This is a genomic window from Modestobacter sp. L9-4, assembly GCF_019112525.1.
Taxonomy (GTDB): Bacteria; Actinomycetota; Actinomycetes; order Mycobacteriales; family Geodermatophilaceae; genus Modestobacter.
Genome location: NZ_CP077800.1, coordinates 3,839,538 through 3,856,263, shown reverse-complemented (window position 1 = coordinate 3,856,263; position 16,726 = coordinate 3,839,538). Strand labels below are relative to the sequence as shown.

Annotated in this window: 19 protein-coding genes; 13 read left to right on the top strand and 6 right to left on the bottom strand. The window is 73.4% G+C overall.

What is annotated here, in order from left to right; translation table 11 throughout:
• Positions 1–96: 96 nt before the first annotated feature.
• Complete coding sequence (locus KUM42_RS18290; RefSeq protein ID WP_237493947.1) at positions 97–519, top strand: hypothetical protein; 423 nt, start codon at positions 97–99, stop codon at positions 517–519.
• 4 nt (positions 520–523) lie between these two features.
• Complete coding sequence (gene trpD, locus KUM42_RS18285; RefSeq protein ID WP_237493946.1) at positions 524–1,582, top strand: anthranilate phosphoribosyltransferase; 1,059 nt, start codon at positions 524–526, stop codon at positions 1,580–1,582.
• A gap of 339 nt (positions 1,583–1,921) precedes the next feature.
• Here trpD and KUM42_RS18280 read toward each other — a convergent pair whose 3' ends face one another.
• A complete protein-coding gene (locus tag KUM42_RS18280; protein WP_237493945.1) occupies positions 1,922–2,323 on the bottom strand; it encodes a cytochrome c oxidase subunit 4 in 402 nt (133 codons plus the stop codon).
• Between the two features lie 33 nt (positions 2,324–2,356).
• Positions 2,357–3,238 carry a cytochrome c oxidase subunit II gene (gene coxB, locus KUM42_RS18275; protein WP_237493944.1) on the bottom strand — a complete coding sequence of 294 codons (882 nt, stop codon included), beginning with the start codon at positions 3,236–3,238 and terminating at the stop codon, positions 2,357–2,359.
• Between the two features lie 366 nt (positions 3,239–3,604).
• Here coxB and KUM42_RS18270 point away from each other — a divergent pair, with 366 nt between their 5' ends.
• From KUM42_RS18270 to KUM42_RS18255, 4 genes are read left to right on the top strand one after another with little or no spacing between them, the layout of a single operon-like run.
• Positions 3,605–3,970 carry a metalloprotease gene (locus tag KUM42_RS18270; protein WP_237493943.1) on the top strand — a complete coding sequence of 122 codons (366 nt, stop codon included), beginning with the start codon at positions 3,605–3,607 and terminating at the stop codon, positions 3,968–3,970.
• Entirely contained in the window at positions 3,960–4,298 is a 339-nt protein-coding gene (locus KUM42_RS18265; RefSeq protein WP_237493942.1) for a DUF3817 domain-containing protein, read from the top strand. Before KUM42_RS18270 ends, KUM42_RS18265 begins: the two co-directional genes overlap by 11 nt.
• A gap of 43 nt (positions 4,299–4,341) precedes the next feature.
• Positions 4,342–6,276 carry an asparagine synthase (glutamine-hydrolyzing) gene (gene asnB, locus KUM42_RS18260; RefSeq protein WP_237493941.1) on the top strand — a complete coding sequence of 645 codons (1,935 nt, stop codon included), beginning with the start codon at positions 4,342–4,344 and terminating at the stop codon, positions 6,274–6,276.
• On the top strand, positions 6,273–6,605 hold the full coding sequence (locus KUM42_RS18255) for a hypothetical protein (RefSeq protein ID WP_237493940.1): 333 nt from the start codon (positions 6,273–6,275) through the stop codon (positions 6,603–6,605). Before asnB ends, KUM42_RS18255 begins: the two co-directional genes overlap by 4 nt.
• An 85-nt stretch (positions 6,606–6,690) precedes the next feature.
• Here the strand turns inward: KUM42_RS18255 and KUM42_RS18250 are convergent, their stop codons facing one another.
• The gene (locus tag KUM42_RS18250; RefSeq protein ID WP_237493939.1) at positions 6,691–7,053 is read right to left on the bottom strand and encodes an iron-sulfur cluster assembly accessory protein; all 363 of its coding nucleotides are present in this window, start codon (positions 7,051–7,053) and stop codon (positions 6,691–6,693) included.
• Positions 7,054–7,271: 218 nt separating this feature from the next.
• Here KUM42_RS18250 and KUM42_RS18245 point away from each other — a divergent pair, with 218 nt between their 5' ends.
• Positions 7,272–7,880: a DUF3043 domain-containing protein gene (locus KUM42_RS18245; RefSeq protein WP_237493938.1), complete on the top strand. Its 609-nt coding sequence runs from the start codon at positions 7,272–7,274 to the stop codon at positions 7,878–7,880.
• A gap of 46 nt (positions 7,881–7,926) precedes the next feature.
• Here the strand turns inward: KUM42_RS18245 and KUM42_RS18240 are convergent, their stop codons facing one another.
• Positions 7,927–8,139 (bottom strand): hypothetical protein, encoded by a 213-nt coding sequence (locus KUM42_RS18240; protein WP_237493937.1) that lies wholly within the window; start codon positions 8,137–8,139, stop codon positions 7,927–7,929.
• Positions 8,140–8,273: 134 nt separating this feature from the next.
• Between KUM42_RS18240 and KUM42_RS18235 the strand changes: the two genes are divergently transcribed.
• Genes KUM42_RS18235 through KUM42_RS18225 form a run of 3 tightly spaced genes read left to right on the top strand, consistent with a single transcriptional unit; the run spans position 8,274 to position 10,017 of the window.
• On the top strand, positions 8,274–8,528 hold the full coding sequence (locus KUM42_RS18235; protein WP_237493936.1) for a DUF3618 domain-containing protein: 255 nt from the start codon (positions 8,274–8,276) through the stop codon (positions 8,526–8,528).
• On the top strand, positions 8,525–8,797 hold the full coding sequence (locus KUM42_RS18230; RefSeq protein WP_237493935.1) for a DUF4235 domain-containing protein: 273 nt from the start codon (positions 8,525–8,527) through the stop codon (positions 8,795–8,797). The genes KUM42_RS18235 and KUM42_RS18230 overlap by 4 nt, the downstream gene beginning before the upstream one ends.
• 32 nt (positions 8,798–8,829) lie before the next feature.
• A complete protein-coding gene (locus tag KUM42_RS18225; RefSeq protein WP_237493934.1) occupies positions 8,830–10,017 on the top strand; it encodes a YihY/virulence factor BrkB family protein in 1,188 nt (395 codons plus the stop codon).
• Positions 10,018–10,076: 59 nt separating this feature from the next.
• Here the strand turns inward: KUM42_RS18225 and gcvT are convergent, their stop codons facing one another.
• Entirely contained in the window at positions 10,077–11,195 is a 1,119-nt protein-coding gene (gcvT, locus tag KUM42_RS18220) for a glycine cleavage system aminomethyltransferase GcvT (protein WP_237493933.1), read from the bottom strand.
• Between the two features lie 70 nt (positions 11,196–11,265).
• On the opposite strand from gcvT, the gene KUM42_RS18215 reads away from it, so the two are divergent.
• Positions 11,266–12,780, top strand: a complete 1,515-nt coding sequence (locus tag KUM42_RS18215; protein WP_237493932.1) for a leucyl aminopeptidase — start codon at positions 11,266–11,268, stop codon at positions 12,778–12,780.
• Positions 12,781–12,818: 38 nt separating this feature from the next.
• On the opposite strand, the gene KUM42_RS18210 is transcribed toward KUM42_RS18215, so the two are convergent.
• Positions 12,819–13,169 carry an oxidoreductase gene (locus tag KUM42_RS18210; protein ID WP_237493931.1) on the bottom strand — a complete coding sequence of 117 codons (351 nt, stop codon included), beginning with the start codon at positions 13,167–13,169 and terminating at the stop codon, positions 12,819–12,821.
• 157 nt (positions 13,170–13,326) lie between these two features.
• Here KUM42_RS18210 and lpdA point away from each other — a divergent pair, with 157 nt between their 5' ends.
• Together lpdA and sucB are read left to right on the top strand one after the other, a co-directional pair.
• Positions 13,327–14,709 (top strand): dihydrolipoyl dehydrogenase, encoded by a 1,383-nt coding sequence (gene lpdA, locus KUM42_RS18205; protein ID WP_237493930.1) that lies wholly within the window; start codon positions 13,327–13,329, stop codon positions 14,707–14,709.
• Positions 14,710–14,769: 60 nt separating this feature from the next.
• Entirely contained in the window at positions 14,770–16,626 is a 1,857-nt protein-coding gene (gene sucB, locus KUM42_RS18200; protein WP_237493929.1) for a 2-oxoglutarate dehydrogenase, E2 component, dihydrolipoamide succinyltransferase, read from the top strand.
• Positions 16,627–16,726: the final 100 nt, after the last annotated feature.

The following is a 16,726-nucleotide window of genomic DNA, read 5'->3' as shown; positions in this document are numbered from 1 at the left end:
GCGTGGCGAGTCCTGCGCGACATGCCGGTTGTGCACCACCGGAACGTGGGTGACGGGCCGCACCGCAGGGCCGGGAAGGCCGCTAGGCTCCGCCACGTGAGCGTCGACGCCGCACCGGCCACCGTCCTGGTCTTCAGCCAGCGGGCCGAGGTCCGCGCCGCCGTCCGCACCGCGCTGGGCACCTCCCCGGCTCCCGGTGTGGGCCCGGTGACGTACGTGGAGTGCGCCACCGGTGACGAGGTGGTCGCCGCCGTCGACTCCGGCCGGATCGACCTGTGCCTGCTCGACGGCGAGGCCCAGCCCACCGGCGGCATGGGCATCAGCCGGCAGCTGCGCAACGAGATCGCCGACTGCCCCCAGCTCGTCGTCCTGATCGCCCGGCAGGCCGACCGCTGGCTGGCGCACTGGTCGATGGCGGACGCGACGCTGGCCTACCCGATCGACCCACTGACCGCCGCCGACGTGGTCGCCGGGCTGCTGCGTGCGCGGGCCGCGGCGCGCCCCGTCGCCCGTCGCTGACCCGGTGGCCGATCTCCGCCCGTCGTGGTCCGGGCTGCTCAACCGGTTGATCCGCCGGGAGGACCTCTCCGCCGAGGACACCCGCTGGGCCATGCGCCAGGTGATGACCGGCGAGGCGACCCCGGCGCAGGTCGCGGGCTTCGTCGTCGCCCTGCGCGCCAAGGGCGAGTCCCCGGACGAGGTCGCCGGCATGGCCGCCACGATGCTGGACCAGGCGACGCCGGTCCCGTTGCCGGTGGACTGCGTGGACATCGTGGGCACCGGCGGTGACGGTGCGCAGACGGTGAACATCTCCACCATGGCCGCGCTGGTCACCGCTGCGGCCGGCGTGCCGGTGGCCAAGCACGGCAACCGTGCGGCGTCCTCGGCGTCGGGCACCGCCGACGTGCTCGAGGCCCTCGGCGTGGTCATCGACCTGCCGGCCCCCGCGGTGGCCCACTGCGTGAGCCACGCCGGCATCGGCTTCTTCTTCGCGCCGGTCTTCCACCCCGGGATGCGGCACACCGCGGGCCCCCGCCGCGAGCTGGGCATCGGCACGGTCTTCAACTTCCTGGGGCCGCTGACCAACCCCGCCCGGCCGGTGGCCGGTGCCATCGGCTGCGCCGACACCCGGATGGCCCCGGTGCTCGCGCAGGTCCTGGCCGACCGGGGCACCCGCGCGCTGGTGTTCCGGGGCGACGACGGGCTCGACGAGCTGACCACCACCACGACCTCGGCCGTGTGGGTGGTCCGTGACGGCGAGGTCGTGCACGAACGGTTGGACCCCACGGCCCTGGGGGTGCCCGTGGCAGACGCCGGCGCGCTGCGCGGCGGCGGGCCGGAGGTCAACGCCGAGGTGGTGCGCCGTCTGATGGCCGGCGACCGGGGACCGGTGCGGGACGCGGTGCTGCTCAACGCGGCTGCGGCCCTCGCCGCCTTCGACCCCCACGGCGGCCGGCTGCACGACGGGCTGGCGGCGGGCCTCGAGCGGGCCGCGGCGGCCGTCGACGACGGCCGGGCCGCGGCGAAGCTGGACCAGTGGGTCCAGGTCAGCCGTCAGGCCCGCGCCGCCGTCGGCGCCTGACCGGAGCCGGGTCCGGACCTGCTCCCCCGGTCCAGCGACGCTGACGTGCACCACGGTCGCCCGGACGTGCCCTGACCCTGGTCAGCCGGCCACGCCTGAGGCCGACCCGTCCGTGCGCGACCCGGCACGCGGCGCTCCACCCGTCGGCCTGGTGGCCGGCGTCGGCCGCCCGCGGGCGAGCGGTCCCGCCGGCGGACTGTCCCCGCGGTCTCACCTGCCGCGCTCATGGCGCTCGCCCGCGGCCACGGAGCCGCGCACCTCGGCTGCAGAACGGGGCCTCGACGCATGACGGGCCCCTCCCCGGAGGGAGGGGCCCGTCGTGGACGAGATGAGCGGTGCTCAGCTGTGCGCGTTCTGCCCGACGTAGTACTCGAAGAGCAGACCACCGACGGTGCACAGCAGTGCGATGCCGGCGATGAGGATCAGCCAGGGGTAGTAGAAGGCCAGCGCCAGGCCCATCAGCGCGGCCGAGAGGGCCAGGCCGAAGGGCCAGTAGCTCGCCGGGCTGAAGAAGCCCAGCTCGCCCGCGCCGTCGGCAATCTCGGCGTCCTTGCTGTCCTCGGGCCGGGCGTCGATGCGCCGGCTGACGAACCAGAAGAAGCCACCGATCAGCGCGGTGAGCCCACCGGAGAGGGCCAGCGCCGTGGTGCCGATCGGCTCCCGGGACCAGATCCCGTAGACGAGGGCGGCCACGAGGCAGAATACCGTGATCATGTTGAAGATGAGCGCTTCGACCTTCACGGCCGCTCCTCCTGGTGCTGCGAGGTGATGAGGTCAGTCATTCGAGGCGGCCGCTGACGACTGCTCGCGGTTGAGGTCCAGCGGACGGGTCGACGTCGCGTTGCCGGGCTGGCCGATGCTCTCCAGCGCGTCGTGCGTCGACAGGCCGCTCTCACGGGCAGCGAGGTAGGCCTGGTAGTCGGTCGCGTTGACCGAGCGGACCTCGAAGTTCATGTACGCGTGGTACGTGCCGCACAGCTCGGCACAGCGACCCACGAAGGCACCCTCCTCGCGGACGGTCACCTCGAAGACGTTGTCGCGGCCGTTCTCGTTGCCCGGGATGACGTCGAGCTTGAAGAGGAACTCGGGGACCCAGAACGAGTGGATGACGTCGGCCGAGGCGAGCTCGAACCGGATCTTCTCGTCGGTGGGGACCACCAGGATCGGGACCTCGGTGCTCGACCCGACCGTGGACACCGGCGCGCCGCCGTTGGCCTGGGTCGTGTCCGGGTAGACGAACTGCCAGTTCCACTTGAAGGCGTTGACCGCGATGGTCACGTCCGGGTTGGCGCTGCGCTGCATGACCCGGTTCTGCGTGCTCACGGTGAAGAAGAACAGCACCGCGATGATCAGGAACGGGACGATCGTGTAGACGATCTCCAGCGGGAGGTTGTACGCCGTCTGGCGCGGCACCTCGTCGCCGCGCTTGCGGTAGCGGATCGCGGCGTAGGCGATGAGCGCCCAGACCGCGATGCCGACCACGAGGGCGGCGATGGTGGAGCCGATCCAGAGCGAGTGCATCCGGTGGGCCTCGTCGGTGATGCCCTCGGGCCATCCCCAGCTGAGCCAACTGCCCTGCACGTCACACCCGCTGAGCGTCAGAGCACCCAGGAGACCGAGCCCGGCGACCTTCGCCAGCTTGCTGCGTCGAGCCACTGCTCGCTGCCTCCTCATCCCCCGCGTGGCGGCACCACGCGGTCTCACCGGCGGGGTGTCCTCGGTTGCCCGACAGACCTTGCCCACCCCGACCACAGTCTCCCCGAGACTAGCCGACCCCGCCCGTCGTCCTCGGGGCGGGAGCGGGGCCCCGGCGGGTCGCGCACCGGCACGCCACCGAGCGCCCGGGCAGCTGGGCGGCACGCCCGCCCGACGGGGGCCGCGGGCGCCGTCGGGACCACCGGCCGCGCCCGCTGCGGGAGCCGGACGGCGGACGGGCGCCCGGGCGGCCCGGCCGTCGGGGTGTGCCCTGCACCTCCTTCGCGCAGCGCCTCACGCACAGGGGCGCCGACTACAGTCGGACGCGTGTACTCACGCCTGCTGACCGTGCGGTGGGTGCTGCTGCACCTGCTGGTGCTGGCGCTGTTCGTGGCGACGTTCTTCCTGGGCAACTGGCAGCTGGGCAAGGCCGAGGGCGGCGGTGGCGCGGTCAACTGGAGCTATGCGCTGCAGTGGCCGCTCTACGGCTTCATGGGCCTGGGCTTCTACCTGCGCATGCTCAAGGACGAGCTGAACCGCGACCCCGCGGACGACGAGCCGGGCAACGCCGTCGTCCTCTACCAGCGGCCCCGCATCGACACCACCGGCGACCCGGAGCTGGCCGCCTACAACGCCTACCTGGCCGACCTGAACGCCAAGGCACTCGGACAGGAGCAGCCCCGTGGCCGCTGACACCACCACCCTCCCGCCCCGCGTGGCCGCCGCCCTGGGGCGCTACCGCGTCCTGGCCTACGTGGTCGGCGTGATGCTGTTGATCCTGGTCGCGGTGGCCATCCCGCTGCGGTACGCCGCCGGCATCCCGGAGGTCTCCAAGATCGTCTCGCCGGTCCACGGGTTCCTCTACATCGTCTACCTGGTCACCGCGTTCGACCTCGCCCTGAAGGCCCGCTTCACCGGCAAGGGCACCGTCCTGGTCCTGCTGGCCGGCGTCATCCCGTTCGTGTCGTTCATCGCCGAGCGGCGGGTGACGGCGCGGGTCCGCGCCGGCCAGCCCCTCTGACTCCCCCGGCGTCCCCTCCCCCGACCTCCTGGAGACCTCCCGCATGTGCGGCCTGCTGGCCTACCTGTCCACCGACGCCCCCCGCGTCGACGAGCAGACCGTCTCGGAGGTCGAGCACGCGCTGCAGTGCGTCCGCCACCGCGGGCCCGACGACCGGGAGCTGTGGTCGGACGGGCACGTGGTCCTGGGCTTCAACCGGCTCGCGCTCATCGACATCGAGGGCAGCCCCCAGCCCCTCGCCTACGCCGACGACCGGTACCGGATCGTCTTCAACGGCGAGATCTACAACTACCTCGAGCTCCGCGAGGAGCTGAAGGCCGCCGGCGCCACCTTCGCCACCGAGGGCGACACCGAGGCGATCGTCGCGGGCTGGCACCTGTGGGGTGAGGCCGTCGTCCCACGGCTGCGCGGCATGTTCGCCTTCGTCATCTGGGACACCCACACCGGGACGGCGTTCGGCGCCCGGGACGCCTTCGGCATCAAGCCGCTGTTCACCGCCCGGCTGGCCGACGGCGGCGTGGTCTTCAGCTCGGAGAAGAAGGCCCTGCTGGAGCTGCTCGGCGGCAGCGCCGGTGCCGGCGGCGTCGACGCGACGTCCCTGCAGAACTACCTGACGCTGCAGTACGTGCCCGAGCCGGCGACGCTGCACCGCGGCATCCACCGGATCGAGAGCGGGACCAGCTTCACCGTGGTCGACGGCGAGCTGACCACGAAGCGCTGGTTCCACCCGACCTTCACCCCGCGCCCGGTCCCGGCCGGTGGTGAGCAGGCGCTGTACAACCGCATCGCCGCGGTGCTCGAGGACTCCGTCGCCAAGCACATGCGCGCCGACGTGACCGTCGGGTCGTTCCTGTCCAGCGGCATCGACTCCACCGCGATCGCCGCACTGGCACACCGCTACAACCCCGACCTGGTCACCTTCACCGTCGGCTTCCAGCGGGAGGCGACCTCCGAGGTCGACATCGCAGCCGAGTCCGCCGCCATCCTGGGCGTGGAGCACGTGCCGGTCGAGGTGACCGCGCAGGAGTTCGCCGACGCCATCCCGACGGTCGTCTGGTACCTCGACGACCCGGTCGCCGACCCCGCGCTCGTGCCGCTGTACTTCGTGGCCCGCGAGGCCCGCAAGCACGTCAAGGTCGTGCTGTCCGGTGAGGGCGCCGACGAGCTGTTCGGCGGGTACACGATCTACCGCGAGCCGCTGAGCCTGGCGTGGGCGGACAAGCTGCCCGCCGCTGGCCGCAGCGCCCTGGGCCGGCTGGCCCGCGTCGTGCCCGAGGGCGTGCGCGGCCAGGACCTGCTGCGGCGGGCCTCCATCCCGCTCGAGGAGCGGTACTACGGCAACGCCCGCAACCTCAACGCCGACGAGCTGGCCGAGCTGATGCCCGGCCGGGACCCGGGTCTGTCGCACGTCCAGGTGACGGCGGAGGCCTACCGGCAGGCCCGCGCGGCCGGCTACGACGACGTGACCGCGATGCAGTACGTCGACCTGTTCACCTGGCTGCGCGGCGACATCCTGGTCAAGGCCGACAAGATGACCATGGCCAACTCCCTCGAGCTGCGGGTGCCGTTCCTGGACCCCGAGGTCTTCGCGCTGGCCAGCAGCCTGCCGTTGGAGATGCGCGTGCCGGCCAAGGGCGACGCCACCAAGTACGCGCTGCGCCAGGCCATGGCCCAGATCGTGCCGCCGAAGATCATGAACCGGCGGAAGCTGGGCTTCCCGGTGCCGACCGCGGACTTCCTCGCCGGTCCGCTGCACGGGTGGGCCCGCGGCATCGTCACCGACAGCCAGACCGACGAGTGGCTGGACCGGGAGCACGTGCTGGCGCTCCTGGAGCGGCTGCGCACCGCCGAGGTGCCCAGCAAGCGGATCGCCCGGCAGGTGTGGGAGGTGCTGGTCTTCATGATCTGGCACGGCATCTTCGTCGAGGGGCGGATCCACCCGGAGGTCCCCGAGCCCGTCTACCCGGTCCGGCTGTGACCCCGCCCGTGCTGCGGCGGCTGGCCACCGGGGCGGCCGGTCCCCTGCTGGCCGCCGGACTGCTCGGCGCCTGCTCGGGTGGGGACGACGTCACGCCCGCTCCCGCACCCTCGACCTCGACCTCCACCTCAGGGTCGCCGTCGGGCAGCGCACCGGGCACCCGGACCAGCTCACCGCTGCCGACGACGTCTGCGACCGTGCCGACGACCGGCGCACCGACCACGGCGCCGCCCCGGAGCGGCACCCCGACGCCGGGGCGCAGCACCGTCCCCGCGCCGTCGTCCGGACTGCCGATCCCCGTCCCCACCGCGGCGACGACGGAGAACTGAGCCCGGACAGCACAGTGCCCGGCACCCCTGAGGGGGTGCCGGGCACCGTGCTGAGCAGACCCGCCCGGTACGGGCGGGGGCCACCTCAGTGGAACGAGTCGCCGCAGGCGCAGGAGCCGCCGGCGTTCGGGTTGTCGATCGTGAAGCCCTGCTTCTCGATGGTGTCGACGAAGTCGATCGTCGCGCCGCCCAGGTAGGGGGTGCTCATCCGGTCGACGATGACCTCGACGCCGCCGTACTCGAAGGTCTGGTCACCGTCGAGGAAGCGCTCGTCGAAGAAGAGCTGGTAGCGCAGGCCGGAGCAGCCGCCGGGCTGCACGGCGATGCGCAGCCGCAGGTCGTCGCGACCCTCCTGCTCCAGCAGGGCCTTCACCTTCGACGCGGCCGGGGCGCTGAGGATGACGTCGGTGGTGGTGGTGCCGGGGGCCTGCGTGTCCTGCACGGTCATGTTGTGGTCCTCCCACACTCGAGGGTGTGCTGCTCGGCCCGCCACGGGGACGGACTCCGCCGTCAATGAGCACTGACGGCCAACACCGCCGGAGCGGAGCTGCTTCCCACTGTACGGCGCCGACGGCGGGCGGGACAGCGACCACGACCCACCCCGGCAGGGCAGGACCGTCCGTGGAGGCGGGGGAACGGCGCCGCGGACACGTAGACTCGGCAGCCGTGAAGCTCCGCCTGCCCGGCCGCCGCGCCGACACCACGACGCCGGACACCCCTGTCCTCACCCCGCACGGGTCGACCGCGGTCGGTGTGGGCAAGGGACGCCCCACCCCCAAGCGCAACGAGGCCCAGGGACGGCGCAGCGGTCCGGTGCCGCCGCCGCCCACCACGCGCAAGGAGGCCTACCGGCGTCAGCGCGAGCAGCAGGTGGCCGGTCGCGGCAGTGCCCGCGAGGCCGCGGCCCGCGGCGACGACAGCTCGCTGACCGCCCGCGACCGGGGCCCGGAGCGCCGGCTGGTGCGCGACGTGGTCGACGCCCGCCGCAACCTGGGCAGCTTCTTCCTGGTCATCGCAGCCCTGCTGCTGGTCAGCCTGGTCGTGCCCAGCCAGGCGCTGAAGGTCTACTCGTCCTTCGTGCTGTACGCGTTCTTCCTGGTGCTGGTCGTCGACTCGATCATCCTCAGCCGCAAGATCAAGGCCAAGGTCGCCGAGCGGTTCCCGAACACCACCCAGAAGCCGAACAGCCTGGCCTGGTACGGCGTCAGCCGCGCCACGATGGTCCGCCGCTGGCGCTTCCCCAAGCCGCAGGTGGCCATCGGCGCCGAGGTCTAGCCGCCGGCCCTCCCCTGCTCGTCGGGGAGGTGGCGGCCGGCCCGGCTCAGGACGGGGCGAGGCCCATCGGGCCGTAGACGCGCTCGCCGTCCCGCTGCAGGGTGACCGTGGCGATGCCGCGCTCGAGCAGGTCGCGCCAGGCCTCACCCAGCCAGGACTCCGCGTCTCCCTGGTTGTCGCACTCGGGCACCTCCACCCCGAGCGTGGTGGGGTCCACGGGCGTGCCCGCCGGGTCTTCCAGCTGCCAGGTCCAGCTCATGGCGGCGAGGCTAGCGAGGACCCCGGCCCGGCGCCGGGCCGGTCGGGTCGATCTTGGTTTACCCGGTGAGCCGATCGGGGCATGGCAGACCCGCACCGCCCGCTCCCGGGGCGCCCCGAGACCGCGGAGGACCCATGAGCAAGCCGACCCCTGCGGACATCCAGGCCGAGATCGACGCGGCCCGCGAGCGGCTGGGCGGCACGGTCGACCAGCTCGCCGCCCGGCTCGACGTGCCCGCGCGCACGCGCGCCCGGTTGACCGAGACGGCCCTGCGCACCCGCGACACCGCGGTGGAGACCTATCGCGAGAGCCCACCGACCGTGCTGGGGGCCGCCGCGGCCGTCGTCTCGGCCGTGGTGGGCCTCGTCGTCTGGAGGAGGAAGCGATGAGCAAGACGGCCAAGGTCGTGTACCGCCCGATCGGCCTGATCGGCAGCCTGGTGGCCAGCTCCGTGGCCGCCTCCCTCTTCCAGCTGCTGTGGAAGAAGGTCGCCCGGCGGGACGACGCCCCCACCGCCATGCAGAGCGAGTACCGGCTCCGCGAGATCGTCCTGGCCTCCGCCGTCCGTGGCGCGATCGTCGCCGTGGTCAAGGCCCTGGTCAGCCGGGGCGGTGCCCGCGGCTTCACCAAGCTGACCGGCGCCTGGCCCGGCGACTGACCACTCCCCCTCGAGACGAAGGACCGACCCCGATGGTCGACACCGCGGACAACGCCGTCGAGCGCATCCGTCAGCGCGTCAAGGAGAAGGCCGAGCGCCGGGCGGCGGCCCGGGTCGGCGTCGACCGCACCGCCGACCCGGCGCCGTACACCGGGGCGACCACCGCCACGGTGGTCGCCACCGAGCGCCGTGAGGCCGAGCGGCCCACCCCCGACGTGCCCAGCGAGGCCGAGCTGCCGGGCGTGCACGCGGAGAAGCCCACCGAGATCCCCGCGCGCGGCTGGGTGCAGATCGTCAAGCGCGCCTGGGCGGAGAACGGCGCCGACAACATGCCGATCATCGGCGGTGGCGTGGCCTTCTTCGGCTTCCTGGCGATCTTCCCCGCCCTCATCGCGGCCATCTCGCTCTACGGCCTGATCGCCTCACCGGAGACCGTGGCCCGGCAGATCGAGTCGCTGTCGGACCAGCTGCCCGAGAGCGCACAGTCCCTGCTGGCCGACCAGCTCACCGCCATCACGTCCAACAGCGGCGGCGCGCTCACCCTCAGCCTGATCATCTCGATCCTGGGTGCGCTGTGGAGCGCCTCCGGTGGCGTCGGCAACCTGATCAAGGCCGTCAACATCGCCTACGACGAGGTCGAGACCCGCAACTTCATCAAGCTGCGGTTGCTCTCCCTGGCCCTCACCCTGGGCGCGATCGTCTTCGTCCTGATCACGTTCTCCCTGGTGGCCGTCGTCCCGGCGGTGCTGGACGCCCTGCCGCTGGGCGTGTTCGGCACGATCCTGGCCCAGGTCCTCCGCTGGGCCCTGCTGCTCGGGGTCATGTCCGGGGCCCTGTCTGTCCTCTACCGGGTGGCGCCCGACCGCGACGCCCCGAAGTTCCGCTGGGTCAGCCTCGGCTCCGTCGTCGTCACCGTGATCTGGGCGCTGATCAGCCTGCTGTTCAGCTTCTACGTCGACAACTTCGGGTCCTACGACAAGACCTACGGCGCCATCGCCGGCGTGATCGTGCTGATGCTGTGGCTGCAGCTGACCGTCTTCCTGGTGCTGCTGGGCGCGGAGATCAACTCCGAGACCGAGCACCAGACCGCGGTCGACACCACCAAGGGCGAACCGCAGCCGATGGGCGAGCGCGACGCCACCATGGCCGACGAGGTCGCCGACCCGCCCGTGCCCAGCAAGAAGGACGAGGAGAAGGCGAAGGCCGAGGCCACCGCCTAGGCCCCCTCGCAGGGCCCCACCACGAGCTGGCGAGTGGTGGGGGGCGAGGGGGTCCTTCCTCAGCGCACGTGCGAGGGCACGAACGGGGGCTTGCGGACGACGACCGGCTGCGGACGGCCGCGGACGTCGACGGCCACCTCGTCGCCCTCGGTCAGACCGGCCGCGGTGTCGAGCAGGGCCAGCGCGATCCCGGTGCGCAGCGTCGGGGAGAACGTCCCGCTGGTCACCTCACCGACCTTCGTGCCGTCGGCGGACAGGACCGCCATCCCCGGCCGCGGGATGCCCCGGCCGGGCGCCTGCAGGCCCCACAGCTGGCGGGCCGGGCCGGCGGCCTTCTCCGCCACGAGGGCGTCGCGGCCCCAGAAGGCGTCCTTCTTCCAGCCGACGGCCCATCCGGAGCGGGCCTGGTTGGGGGTGATGTCCAGGGACAGCTCGTGGCCGTGCAGCGGGTAGCCCATCTCGGTGCGCAGGGTGTCGCGGGCACCGAGGCCGCAGGGCCGGATCTGCTCCGGTGCGCCGGCGGCCAGCAGGGCGTCCCACAGCGCGCCGGCCCGCTCGGCGGCGACGAGCAGCTCGTAGCCGTGCTCGCCGGTGTAGCCGGTGCGGCAGACGGTGACCTCGTCGCCACCGGAGCCGGGGGTCTCGGCGAAGGACATGTAGGACAGCTCGCCGGGCAGGCCCACCGCCGCCAGCACCTCCGCAGCGCGCGGCCCCTGCAGGGCGAGGACGGCGACCTCGGTGTGCCGGTCGGTGACGGTGACCCCCGCCGGCGCCGCCGCGGACAGCCGGGCCAGCACGTCGGCGGCGTTCGCGGCGTTGGGCACCAGCAGGACGTCGTCCGGGCCGTGCAGGTAGACGATCAGGTCGTCGACCACGCCGCCGGTCTGCGGGCCGTCCGCGACGCAGCACAGCGTGTACTGCGCCTGCCCCGGGCCGATCCTGGTGAGGTCGTTGGTCAGGCAGGAGTTGACGAACTCCGCCGCACCGGGCCCGCGGACCGTCGCCGTCCCGAGGTGGGAGACGTCGAAGAGGCCGACGCCCTCGCGCACCGCGGTGTGCTCGGCGATCACCCCTCCGCCGGCGTACTCGATCGGCATCGACCAGCCGCCGAAGTCGGCGAACTTCGCGCCGGCGGCGACGTGCCGGTCGTGCAGCGGGGACAGCAGAGGCGTGGTCACGAGCCAGCACGCTAGTGGTCGCCGCACCGCCGCTCGTACGCCGTCCTCAGCGCCTCCCTACGATCGTCCCGTGCCGCCGACGATCTCTGCCACCGACCGCCCGCTCGAGAAGCTGTCCGCCGACGCCGTCGTCGTCGGGGTCGGCCAGGGCCCGAACGGCCTGCTCAGCACCCCCGGTGCCGACGCCGTCGACCGACTGCTCGGCGGCCGGCTGCTGGCCGCGCTGACCGACCTGGGTGCCCGCGGCGCCGAGGGCGAGGTCACGAAGCTCCCGACGTTCGGCCAGGGGCCGTTCCCGGTGGTGGCGGTGGCCGGTCTGGGCGCCCCCGAGGCCGGCGGCAGCTACGCCCCCGAGGCGGTCCGCCGGGCCGCCGGTGCGGCGAGCCGCGCGCTGACCGGGCGGGGCGCGGTGGTGACCCTGCTGGCCGCCGTCGGTGGCGCGCCGGACGCCGAGCGCCTGCACGCCGTCGGCGAGGGGTCCCTGCTGGGCGCCTACGAGTTCACCGCCTACAAGTCCGCACTGCCGGCCGACAGGCCGACGCCGCCTGCGTCCTTCGAGCTGGTGGTGCCCGACGCCGGGGCGGCCAAGGCCCCGCTGACCCGGGTGCGCGCCGTCGTCTCGGCCGTGACGCTCGTGCGCGACCTGGTCAACACCCCGCCCAACGACCTCTACCCGGCCGAGCTCGCCGCCCGCGGCGCCGCCGCCGGCAAGAAGGCCGGCCTGTCGGTCGAGGTGCTCGACGAGAAGGCGCTGACCGCCGGTGGCTACGGCGGCATCCTGGCCGTCGGGAGCGGCTCGTCCCGCGGGCCCCGGCTGCTGCGCCTGGAGTACAAGGGCAAGAAGGCACGGACGAGCGTCGCGCTGGTCGGCAAGGGCATCACCTTCGACAGCGGCGGCATCTCGATCAAGCCGGCCGCCCACATGGAGGACATGAAGAGCGACATGGCCGGCGCCGCGGCGGTCATCGCCACCGTCTGCCTGGTCGCCGAGCTGGGCCTGCCCGTCGACGTCACCGCCACCGTGCCGATCGCGGAGAACATGCCCAGCGGCTCCGCCTACCGCCCGGCCGACGTGGTCACCTTCCGCAACGGGAAGAAGGCCGAGATCACCAACACCGACGCCGAGGGCCGGGTCGTGCTGGCCGACGCCATCTGCCGCGCGGTCGAGGACTCCCCCGCCCACCTGCTGGAGACCTCCACCCTCACCGGCGCGCAGCTGGTGGCCCTGGGCACCCGCACGGCCGGCGTGATGGGCAGCGACGACCTGCGCGACGCGGTCGTGACCGCCAGCCGGCGCAGCGGCGAGCCGATGTGGCCGATGCCGCTGCCGGCGGAGCTGCGCCGCGGGCTGGACTCCTCGGTCGCCGACCTGGTCAACGCCAACCCCGACCGGATGGGCGGGATGCTCGTCGGCGCCCACTTCCTCGCCGAGTTCGTGCCCGCCGGCCTGCCGTGGGCGCACATCGACGTCGCCGGCCCGGCCTACAACACCGGCGCCCCGTGGGGCCACACGCCCAAGGGCGGCACCGGCGTCCCGGTGCGCACCCTCCTGGCCACCATCGAGGACCTCATCAGCCGGGCCTGAAGGGCACGGTCCCCGTCTCCCGGGACGGGGACCGTGTGTCAGCGACGTCCCTGGGGGTGGTCGCGGTTCCAGTCCCGCATCCGCTGCGGGTAGCCGGTCACCTGTGCGTCGTACACCGGGACGGCGAGGTCGCGCGACAGCCTGCGGGCGGTCTCGGGGCCGTCGATGCGCCGGCGCGTCCACTCCCCGTCGGCGGCCACGAGCAGGATCGTCGTCTCGGTGACGGCCGTGCGGGGCTCGACGAAGCCCTCCACGCCCCGCCTCGTCGCCACGAACTCCTCGAGGTGCCGGACGTCGCCGGACCCGGACGCGCGGTCGAGCGTGCCGCGCCGCCCCGGCCCTCCCCCGGGTCCCGCGCGCCGTCCGCGCAACCGGTCGATCAGCCCCATGCCGTGCCCCCGTCCCTGACGACGCGCACTGCCGAGCGACGCGCGCACCGGGAGAACGGAGCACCCGGACGCGCCGTTCCCGGGAGTGGCAGGATGGGCAGGCGCACGATCGTTGTGCCCGGCACCACACCGGGTCACCCAGCACTGAGGAGCACTTGTGAGCGCACCGACCACCCCCGCTGACCTGGTCATCCTCGGTGGTGGCTCCGGTGGCTACGCCGCGGCGCTGCGCGCCTCCGAGCTGGGCATGTCCGTCGTCCTGATCGAGAAGGACAAGGTCGGCGGCACCTGCCTGCACCGCGGCTGCATCCCGACCAAGGCCCTCCTGCACACCGCCGAGGTCGCCGACAACGCCCGCGAGGGCGAGCAGTTCGGCGTCAAGTCGACCCTCTCGGGCATCGACATGGACGGGGTGAACGCCTACAAGGACGGCGTCATCTCCAAGAACTTCAAGGGCCTGCAGGGGCTGATCAAGAGCCGCGGCATCACCACCGTCACCGGTGAGGGCCGGCTGGTCTCCCCGACCGCGGTCGAGGTCGACGGCACGCGCTACGAGGGCAAGCACGTCCTGCTGGCCACCGGCTCCTACGCCCGCTCGCTGCCCGGCATCGAGATCGACGGCACCAAGGTCATCACCAGCGACCACGCGCTGGGCCTGGACCGGGTGCCCAGCTCGGCGATCATCCTCGGCGGCGGCGTCATCGGCTGCGAGTTCGCCAGCGCCTGGAAGTCCTTCGGCGTCGACGTGACCATCGTCGAGGGCCTGCCGCACCTGGTCCCGCTGGAGGACGAGTCCTCCTCCAAGCTCCTCGAGCGCGCCTTCCGCCGCCGCAAGATCAACTTCTCCCTGGGCAGCCGGGTCGCCAAGGTCGAGACCACCGCCGACGGCGTGAAGGTCTCCCTGGAGAACGGCAAGGAGCTCGAGGCCGAGCTGGTGCTCGTCGCCGTCGGCCGCGGGCCGGTCAGCCAGGGTCTGGGCTACGAGGAGGCCGGGGTCGCCATGGACCGCGGCTACGTCCTCGTCGACGAGTATATGCAGACCAGCGTGCCCACCATCTCCGCCGTCGGCGACCTGGTGCCCACCCTGCAGCTGGCCCACGTCGGCTTCGGCGAGGGCATCCTCGTCGCCGAGCGGCTGGCCGGCCTGCCGGTCGTGCCGATCGACTACGCCGGTGTCCCGCGCGTCACCTACTCCGAGCCCGAGGTCGCCTCCGTGGGCCTGACCGAGGCCCAGGCCAAGGAGCGCTACGGCGAGCTCGAGATCGCCACCTACGACCTGGCCGGCAACGGCCGCGCCGCGATCCTCAAGACCGCCGGTGCCGTGAAGCTGATCCGCACCGCCAACGGCGGTCCGGTGGTCGGCGTGCACATGGTCGGCAGCCGGGTGGGCGACCTGATCGCCGAGGCCCAGCTCATCTACAACTGGGAGGCGCTCCCCGAGGAGGTCGCCCAGCTGATCCACCCGCACCCCACGCTCAGCGAGGCCCTCGGCGAGGCCGCGCTCGTGCTGGCGGGCAAGCCGCTGCACGCGCACAGCTGACCCTGCTCGTCCCGCTCCACCCCGCGACACCACCCCCTGACCTGAGGAGACCTGCCTTCGATGCCGACGACCGTCACCATGCCCGCCCTGGGCGAGAGCGTCACCGAGGGCACGGTCACCCGTTGGTTGAAGCAGGAGGGTGACACCGTCGAGGTCGACGAGCCCCTCCTGGAGGTCTCGACCGACAAGGTCGACACGGAGATCCCCTCGCCTGCGGCCGGCGTGCTCAGCAAGATCATCGTGGCCGAGGACGAGACCGTCGAGGTCGGCGCCGACCTCGCGGTCATCGGCGGGGGCGACGACGCCGCCCCGGCGCAGGAGGCTGCTCCGGCGGCGCCCGCGCAGGAGGCCCCGGCACAGGAGGCCCCCGCGGCTCCGGCCGCCGAGGCCCCGGCTGCACCGGCGCCCGCGCAGGAGGCCCAGGGCGGCGACTCCAACGGCGAGGGCACCACGGTGACCATGCCGGCGCTGGGCGAGAGCGTCACCGAGGGCACGGTCACCCGCTGGCTCAAGGCCGTGGGCGACGAGGTCACCGCCGACGAGCCGCTGCTGGAGGTGTCCACCGACAAGGTGGACACCGAGATCCCCGCCCCCGTGTCCGGCACCCTGCTGTCGATCAGCGTCAACGAGGACGAGACCGTCGAGGTCGGCGCTGCGCTGGCCGTGATCGGCTCCGCCGGTGCTGCACCGGCCGCCTCTGCCCCGGCGGCGGCTCCGGCCCCGGCCGCGACCCCCGCCCCGGCCGCCGAGCAGCCGCTGCCGTCGGCGCCGAACACCGACGCCCCGGCGCCGGCCCCGCAGGAGGTCTCCCCGACCCCCGTGCAGGCCAACACCAGCACCGGCCAGCCCGGCGCCGACTACGGCTCCGGCGGCGTCATGCCGACCCAGTCCCCCACCGACAACCCCTCGCCGGCCGAGGCCGTCGCCCCGGCCTCCCGGCCGGCCGCGGCTCCCGCGCCCGAGGGTGCCGGCGCCTACGTGACCCCGCTGGTGCGCCGCCTGGCCGCCGAGCAGGGCGTGGACCTGGCGACGGTCGAGGGCACCGGCGTCGGTGGCCGGATCCGCAAGCAGGACGTGCTCGCCGCCGCCGAGAAGGCCAAGGCCCCCGCCCCGGCCGCGGCTCCCGCGCCGGCCGCTGCCGCACCGTCGGGTGCGCGCACCCCCTCCCCGGCTGCCACGTCCAGCTCTGCGCTGCGCGGGCGCACCGAGAAGCTGTCCCGGCTGCGCACGGTCATCGCCAAGCGGATGCTGGAGTCGCTGCAGGTCAGCGCGCAGCTCACCACCGTGGTCGAGGTCGACGTCACCCGGATCGCGCGGCTGCGTGACCAGGTGAAGAACGACTTCGTCGGCCGCGAGGGCGTCAAGCTGTCGTTCCTGCCGTTCTTCGCCAAGGCCGCGATCGAGGCGCTCAAGGAGCACCCGGTCGTGAACTCCTCGGTCGACCTCGAGGCCGGCACGGTCACCTACCACGACAGCGAGAACCTCGGCATCGCCGTCGACACCGAGCGCGGGCTGCTGGTGCCGGTCGTCCACGGTGCCGGCGACCTCAACATCCCGGGCCTGGCACGCAAGATCGCCGACCTCGCCGAGCGCACCCGGATCAACAAGGTCACCCCCGACGAGCTGGGCGGCGGCACCTTCACGCTGACCAACACCGGCAGCCGGGGCGCCCTGTTCGACACCCCGATCATCAACCAGCCGCAGGTCGCCATCCTGGGCCTCGGTGCGGTGGTCAAGCGCCCCGTGGTGGTCAAGGACGCCGACCTCGGCGAGGTCGTGGCCGTGCGCTCGATGGTCTACCTGGCCCTCAGCTACGACCACCGGATCGTCGACGGCGCCGACGCCGCCCGCTTCCTGGTCACGATGAAGGAGCGCCTCGAGGCCGGCCAGTTCCAGGGCGACCTCGGCCTCGCCTGATGAAGGACCCCGTCCGCCGGCTCGGCTGAGCCGGCGGACGGGGCACGAGGGCCCCGGCACCGCCGGGGCCCTCGGCATCTCTCCGGCCGTTCCGCCGGTC